Source organism: Thioclava sp. F42-5 (assembly GCF_002213195.1).
In the GTDB taxonomy this organism is placed as follows: Bacteria; Pseudomonadota; Alphaproteobacteria; order Rhodobacterales; family Rhodobacteraceae; genus Thioclava; species Thioclava nitratireducens.
This window is the reverse complement of the sequence record NZ_NBNZ01000013.1, coordinates 1-5,889: the sequence shown is the minus strand read 5'-3', so window position 1 is coordinate 5,889 and position 5,889 is coordinate 1. Positions and strand designations below refer to the sequence as shown.

The 5,889-nt window shown below is 60.7% G+C and carries 7 protein-coding genes; 6 read left to right on the top strand and 1 reads right to left on the bottom strand.

The features are described 5' to 3' along the window. Positions 1-698: 698 nt before the first annotated feature. Genes B6V74_RS18595 through B6V74_RS18575 form a run of 5 tightly spaced genes read left to right on the top strand, consistent with a single transcriptional unit; the run spans position 699 to position 3,399 of the window. On the top strand, positions 699-1,142 hold the full coding sequence (locus tag B6V74_RS18595; protein WP_088723670.1) for a group III truncated hemoglobin: 444 nt from the start codon (positions 699-701) through the stop codon (positions 1,140-1,142). A 15-nt stretch (positions 1,143-1,157) separates the two neighbouring features. Next, on the top strand, positions 1,158-1,643 hold the full coding sequence (locus B6V74_RS18590; protein WP_078604903.1) for a hemerythrin domain-containing protein: 486 nt from the start codon (positions 1,158-1,160) through the stop codon (positions 1,641-1,643). Next, positions 1,636-1,980: a carboxymuconolactone decarboxylase family protein gene (locus B6V74_RS18585; RefSeq protein WP_078523315.1), complete on the top strand. Its 345-nt coding sequence runs from the start codon at positions 1,636-1,638 to the stop codon at positions 1,978-1,980. The genes B6V74_RS18590 and B6V74_RS18585 overlap by 8 nt, the downstream gene beginning before the upstream one ends. Beyond that, a complete protein-coding gene (locus tag B6V74_RS18580; RefSeq protein ID WP_078523314.1) occupies positions 1,980-2,369 on the top strand; it encodes a DUF488 family protein in 390 nt (129 codons plus the stop codon). Before B6V74_RS18585 ends, B6V74_RS18580 begins: the two co-directional genes overlap by 1 nt. A 16-nt stretch (positions 2,370-2,385) precedes the next feature. Then, on the top strand, positions 2,386-3,399 hold the full coding sequence (locus B6V74_RS18575) for a nitronate monooxygenase (RefSeq protein ID WP_075777504.1): 1,014 nt from the start codon (positions 2,386-2,388) through the stop codon (positions 3,397-3,399). Between the two features lie 358 nt (positions 3,400-3,757). Here the strand turns inward: B6V74_RS18575 and B6V74_RS18570 are convergent, their stop codons facing one another. Continuing rightward, positions 3,758-4,600 (bottom strand): LysR family transcriptional regulator, encoded by an 843-nt coding sequence (locus tag B6V74_RS18570; protein ID WP_088723668.1) that lies wholly within the window; start codon positions 4,598-4,600, stop codon positions 3,758-3,760. Between the two features lie 408 nt (positions 4,601-5,008). Here B6V74_RS18570 and B6V74_RS18565 point away from each other — a divergent pair, with 408 nt between their 5' ends. After that, positions 5,009-5,284 carry a hypothetical protein gene (locus B6V74_RS18565; protein WP_078523312.1) on the top strand — a complete coding sequence of 92 codons (276 nt, stop codon included), beginning with the start codon at positions 5,009-5,011 and terminating at the stop codon, positions 5,282-5,284. The last annotated feature ends 605 nt before the right edge of the window (positions 5,285-5,889 follow it).

Below are 5,889 nucleotides of genomic sequence, written 5' to 3'. Positions count from 1 at the left end.
GCGGCTTCGATGTGGCGCTGACAGGCGTGTGCCTCCTGTTGCTGGTGCTCTATCTCGCGCCACTGGGGCTATAGGGAGCCTGCTGGTCTGTTCGGTAACGACCATCGAGCCTGCAAATGCAACGCTCGCCTGATGCGCTCTGCTCCTCGAACAACCTGATGTGAGCCGGTCCGAATGGACAACCCCCGTTGCGCGAATTTCGCGACGAGAGGTGCGGGCATCAGGCCGTCGCTGCCATGGCGATCCGACGATAGCCAGCTTCGCCGTGATAGAAGCCGTTACTTAGTCCGACCTCCCCGCATAGGGTGGCAAGGCGCGCAAGTAATTCAAATGTTCATTGTGAGCCGCGACAATTCGCCCCACCTCTTCCGCCGATAACGGCCTGCGCGTGTTGATGCGCCACGCAGGAAGCCCAGACCAAACCTTCGCCAGGGACGAGGTGCTGAAGGGTTTCGTGTCTTCTGGCTACGGTCCGAAAACGTTACCCCTGCACCCTCTTGGGCATCAAGGATTCAGCCAAAGGCGGGCGGTCGGGAAGACCTGACTCGCGGACGCTTGCCATCCGGATCGAAATGCTCCGCCCGTAATTTGCGAGATTGCGAAGTTCATGGGCATCCTACACTCACCGCAATAGGTATTTACAATACTTATTTTGCGGAGATAGCATGAGCCTCAAGTTCAAAATCTCGGGGGTTCCCATGTCACCTGCTGATCTACAGATGATATCCGCGCGCCCCGAAACGACCGCTGCGATCATGGCGCAAACGGGTTTGGACGAGGATAAACTGACCCGGTTGGTGCATCGTTTCTACGACAAGGTGCGTGATGACGCGGTTCTCGGGCCGATCTTCGCCTCCAGGATTTCCGACTGGGCGCCGCATTTGCAGCGGATGGTGGAGTTCTGGTCTTCGGTCGCACTCATGACCGGTCGTTTTCACGGCGCCCCGATGCAGGTCCATGCGTCCTTGCCAGTGGAATGGGATCATTTCGAACGGTGGCTGATGCTGTTCCGCGAGACCGCAACCGAGACCTGTCCCCCCGAGGGGGCCGCCCATCTCATCGAACGCGCCGAGCGGATCGCGCGCTCGCTGCATATGGCGGTCGAGAACGCCACGCCCCGAACCGTCCCCTCTTTGCTCTGACCAAAGGATACCAACATGACGAGACCGCTACCCCCGCAAGATTCCGCCAGCCTCACCCGCTACATCGAGGCAGAGTATCACGCCAAGCATCGCACTCAATTGCCTGAACTGGCGGCGCTCTCGGAAAAGGTGGAAACCGTCCATGCCGGGCAAGCAGATGTCCCTGCAGGGCTGTCCGCGCTACTGCACCGGATGATCGGCGAGCTCGAAGTCCACATGAAGAAGGAGGAGCTGGTTTTGTTTCCCGCCATTCGCAACGCGGCACCGAGGCTGGACGGGCCGATCGCTGCGATGCGCGCGGATCACGACGACCATGAGGCGGAGGTCGGACAGATCCGGCAATTGACAAACGATCTCACATTGCCGGACGGTGCATGCCAAAGCTGGACGCGGCTCTATGCCGGGGTCGGTGAATTTCTTGAAGACCTGGCAGCCCATATTCGGCTGGAAAACGACGTGTTATTCCCGCAATTCGAAACCCAAGGCGCAGGCCATGTCTGAGATGTATCTTCCCAACCCAACTAAGGATCTCTTCGAGCGGCGTCATGCCTTGGCGCCGAAGACCGAGGACGCCTTCCGCGCATTTTCGAAAGCGGTGTTCACTGAAGGGGCGCTCGATGCGCGCAGCAAGCAGCTTATCGCCGTGGCCGTCGCGCACGTAACGCAGTGCCCATGGTGCATCGAGAGCCATGTCAAAGCCGCCCGGCGTGCGGGCGCCTCGGACGAACAGGTCATGGAAGCGATTTGGGTCGCCGCGGAAATGCGCGCCGGCGCCTCTTGGACCCATGCTCTGAAAGCAGTTGAGATGATCGGCGACACGGACAAGCCGGACAGCTGATGCCGTCAGCAAGCCCCCCCACCTCCGAAGCTCCTGGCGAGCTTATCCGCGTCAAGCGGATCTATCGCGCGGCACGCGTGTCAGATGGCAAGCGGATATTGGTCGATCGTCTCTGGCCGCGCGGCATGGCGAAGGACCGCGCCAGACTGTTTCACTGGTGCAAGGAGATCGCGCCGAGCGACGAATTGCGGCGCTGGTTCCACGAGCACCCTGATAGGTGGCAGGAGTTCACCACGCGTTATGAGGCGGAACTTGCCGCTCATGACGATTTGGTCCGCGAGCTCGCCGGATATGCACGCGAGAACGTCGTTACGCTACTTTATGCTTCAAAGGACGAGGCACATAATAACGCCGTCGTGTTACGCGATTACCTGCGCCAATGGTTATAGAACGGGAGGAGCAAGCATGACGGACCAGCCAATAAACCCGCTGCACACACCGCTTTGCGACCTGCTGGGGTGCGCCCAGCCAGTTCTGCTGGCCGGGATGGGCGGCGTTTCCCGCTGGGAACTGGCCGCCGCCGTGGCCAATGCGGGCGGTTACGGGATTTTGGGCATGGTGCGCGAAGACCCAGCCCTGATCGCCGCAGAGGTTACTGCGCTGCGGGACGCGACTGACCGACCTTTTGCCGTCAACTTGATCCCCGCGGCGACCGAACCAGCGCTGCTCGATGCGCAGATCGCCTGCTGTCTCGATCTTGGCGTGCCGGCCTTCAGCTTTTTCTGGGACGTGATGCCTGACGTGGTGGCCCGCGTGAAACGTGCCGGTTGCCTTGTTCTGCATCAGGTCGGCACGGTCGAGGCCGCGCGGATCGCCGAAGAGGCCGGAGCGGATGTGATCATCGCGCAGGGCGTCGAGGCGGGCGGTCACGTGCATGGACGACACCCGGCTTTCGGGCTGGCCGAGCAAATCCTTGCGCAGACCGACCTGCCGGTCGTCGTCTCCGGAGGGATCGCAACGGGCGAGGGCCTCGCCGCCGCGTTGACCATCGGCGCCGATGGCGTGCAATGCGGCACGGCCTTTCTGGCGACCGAGGAATCCTTCGCTCATCCCTATCACAAATCCCGAATCACGGAGGCCACCGGCGACCACACGGTTCTGACCGATGTTTTCGTTCTGAATTGGCCCAAGGGCGCTGCGGTGCGGGTGATCGCCAATAGCGTGACCGAGAGCCTGGACGGACATTACCTCGGCCACGACCCTGACAGTCTTCCGCGCGAGGCCATCGCCCGCGACGGCGAGCAGCCGCGCCTGCGCTTCAGCACGGATTCGCCGCTGCGAACCACGACCGGCGACTTGGAGGCGATGGCACTCTATGCGGGTCAGGGTGTGGGTGCGCTCAACGATGTCCCAACGGCCGCTGCACGTCTGGACGGCATGGTCGCGCAGGCCCGTCATCTCCTGGAACACCCGTTTTGACGTGCTTTTAAGTCGAAGCCGTGAACGACGAATTCAAGAGCTCAGCTGCCAAGGTTGCTTTTGCTCACCACCTCGCTTTGCGCGCCGGTCAGAGAACTGGCGCGACTGCTTCCCGCGTGGATGGTCGTCTAACGATCAGTTATGGACCCTCGGTCGCGGCATGAAGCCTCCGACAGACATACTCGGTTCGATCAACCAAAGGGCGGACGAAACCTTGCCGGAAGGAGTTTTTTCGATCCCGCGAAAGCACTACGCAGCGAGCCCGAACGCGAGGTGACCGATCGGGAATGTTCCAGCAGGATACCGAACGCGAGCGACAGGCCGCTGGGAAAGGACAAGAGCGGAAATTAATCGCAGATCAAGGCGCCACAAGGCCAACCATCAAACTCTGGACCATCGGATCAACAAGCGCTTTGTTGCGATCCTCGCGGATCACGATCCACGCCGGCAATTCGAACACTGGCGCACCGGGCACCGGGAACAGGGCGCCGCTATCGATCTGGTGTTCGACCAGACGCCGGGGAAAATAGCCGCTGCCGCCATTGAGCTTGAGATATTGAAGGCCGAGCCAGGCGATGTTGGCCGAGAGTGCAGGACCGGGAAACTCCGGAAAGCCAGCGCGGAACTGATTGTCGAATTCCGGGCCCCACTCGACATGGATATAGCCGTCAGGCTGCATGCTAGCGGTCGGTTCGGAAGAGACGAGCACCAGCTGTTCAGTAAGCAATGGCAGGAGCTCGAGCATCGGACGGCGCTGCGGGGTGAACATGACTCCGATATCCATCCGCCCGTCGACCAGCGCCTGCATCAGTTCAGGCTCGAAGCCGATTTCGGAATGAAACGAAACTCGGGGATGGGTCCGCTGGATATTGGCGAACCATTTCATCATCAGCCCTTCCCACAGGCCGAAGCGCGCACCGATGACGACACGCGCGCGGAATTGTCCAGGAAGACCGACGTCGTGCCGCGCGCGTTCGAGGGCTCGCACCATCTGCGCTGCATGCTTCAGGAACCGGCCACCGCCCGCAGTCAGCGCCGCGCCGGCCTTGTTGCGAGTGAAAAGCCTGGTGCCCAACTGATCTTCGAGTGCTCGGATACGAGCGCTCACGGTTGACTGGGTGACGTGAAGCCTTTCGGCGGCCGCTACGAAGCTGCCGGTATCGGCGACGGCAAGGAAAGTTCGGGCATGTTCGATGTTCATGGATCCCCCATGTATCGCATTTGCGAATATCATATCGCATTTATATTTGCTTCCCCAATATGATGAATCGCGCGACACTTGAACCCGCGCATCTCGCGGACAACCGGAAGATCACCGGCATATGAATTAGACGAGCTTACCGGGCCGGAGGGGGTTCCGGCAGTCGACAGCCTCTCGTGGATCGCGTCTGGCCGCGATGCGTGGCGTGGGAGAAGTTGCCGGGGCCTGACGGGTCCGAAATCTGCGCCGAGCCTCGAACTCCGCCGCAGGCTCCGACACGCCCCGGACCGGTGGGCAGCCTTCGAAGCCGCGAATTGGTCAGAATTCGGCGCCCGCCCGACCCGCGCTATAGATCTATGCGACTGACGTTGCGCTGAAAGAGCATCTCGAAAGGAGGTTCGCAAGGCCATGAGAAACAGCGATTTGAACGGAGCGAACAGCGTGACGGGGAGCGATCCCGCCGCGCCGAAGGAGGAGAGCTATGACGAGCGAAGGCCGTGCCCGACCCCGGGAGAATGTCGGCTCATGGCTGGGCTCGGGCTTTCGTTGGCCGGCATCACCCTCATCACCTTCGGCGACACGGGCATTGCGGGGCCATGGGCGCACAGCGTTGGGGTCAGCGCGCTGACCACCGGCCTGCTGCTGTGGGGAGCGGGTGCCATTCGACGCACGCTCGAACTGTGAGGCCGGCTCCCACTCGAGGCACCGCGCACATCGTCCGCTGTGCTGACCGCATCAGCAAACAGCCGTTTGAGAGATCCCAGCGTGATGGAAGACAACGATGGCCGCGGCATCGGGATGCTCTCGTCTCCGCACTCATTCGCGGTGGAGTTCGCAGTGGATTAGCTCGGCCCGCCGATGGTTAGTCGCGAATAGCCGCGTGCGTCGCGGCGCGTCGACCGAAGATCATGACAACGAAACAGTGGACCAGAGTGACATGGAAAATGGAATGAGTTTCGAAATGGTGATCGGTTGGCTTTTCGGCCTTCTTATTCTGGTGTTGGTGGTTTTGACCATAGCAGCGCTGATCAAGTGTCTACAGAAATAGCTAAGAAGACCCCGGCAACAGCTCCGTGTTTCACCGCCGCATTTCTCACTCTTGAAAATATTCTTCTACGGAAAGCACTGAATTTCTTGACGTTGGTTCCTCCGAATCCAGATTTTCAATGAAGAACCAAGAAGGAGCAGTTCCGTCGCATGGTGAAGAGCTTATTCTCTCTCGGCGCCCTGTTTCTGGGTTCAGCGTTTTTGCTGTTCGCGGGTGGCGTCAATGCCTTGATCCTGCCTGT